This window comes from Thermoflavimicrobium dichotomicum, assembly GCF_900114055.1.
Classification (GTDB): Bacteria; Bacillota; Bacilli; order Thermoactinomycetales; family Thermoactinomycetaceae; genus Thermoflavimicrobium; species Thermoflavimicrobium dichotomicum.
The window spans coordinates 1-1,070 of record NZ_FORR01000073.1 but is presented as its reverse complement, the minus strand read 5'-3'; the positions used below and the strand labels follow the sequence as shown (position 1 = coordinate 1,070).

The window sequence follows — 1,070 nt, the reverse complement described above, 5'->3', positions numbered from 1 at the left end:
CGCTCGCTGGAGATGATCATCGGGATTCTGGGCGTGTTAAAAGCCGGTGGAACCTATATGCCGATTGACCCGGCTTACCCGGCCGAGCGGATTCAGTACATGCTGGAAGACAGTGGAGCCCGTCTCTTGCTTGTCCAAAAGAAAGCGATGATCCCGGAAGCGGGAGCCGCGGAAAAGACCCTTATCTGGGATGAAATCGACTGGACGCAAGAAGAGAAGACCAACCTGGTGAACATCAGCCGACCCGAAGATGTGGCCTATATCATCTACACCTCGGGTTCCACAGGAAAACCCAAAGGGGTTATGGTGGAACACCGCAATGTGGTTCGGCTTCTCTTTAACGACCGAAACCTGTTTGACTTTAGTGAACACGATGTGTGGACCTTGTTCCATTCATTCTGCTTCGACTTCTCGGTATGGGAAATGTATGGGGCCTTGTTATACGGTGGAAAGCTGGTGATCGTTCCCAGTCTGGTCGCCCGTGATCCCAAAGCATTCCTGGATCTGCTTCGCCGTGAAGGGGTAACCATCCTCAACCAAACGCCAACCGCGTTTTATCAGCTCTCACAGGAAGAGATGAAGCGGGTTGAAGCGGATTTGATGGTTCGGAAAGTGATCTTTGGAGGAGAAGCTCTTGCCCCTGTCCAGCTCAAAGCATGGAAAAACAAGTATCCTTCCACCCAATTGATCAACATGTATGGAATCACGGAAACGACCGTACATGTGACCTACAAAGAGATTACCGAGCAGGAAATGGAAACAAACGTGAGCAACATCGGACAACCGATACCGACCTTGAAAGTGTATGTGTTGGATGAACAGAAGCGGTTGGTACCGATTGGGGTTAAGGGAGAGATGTATGTCAGTGGAGACGGTGTGAGCCGGGGGTATCTGAATCGTCCGGAGCTGACAGCGGAGCGGTTTGTGGAAAACCCATTTGTTCCTGGAGAACGGATGTACAAAACAGGGGACTTGGCTCGTTGGTTACCGGATGGCAACCTCGAGTATCTGGGACGAATCGATCATCAGGTGAAGATTCGGGGATACCGGATTGAGCTGGGCGAGATCGA

At 51.4% G+C, this 1,070-nt stretch carries 1 protein-coding gene; it reads left to right on the top strand.

All coding sequences use genetic code 11. The annotated features are described in order from the left end of the window. The coding region (locus BMZ78_RS18430; protein ID WP_139203384.1) for a non-ribosomal peptide synthetase at positions 1-1,070 on the top strand (1,070 nt) is incomplete at both ends.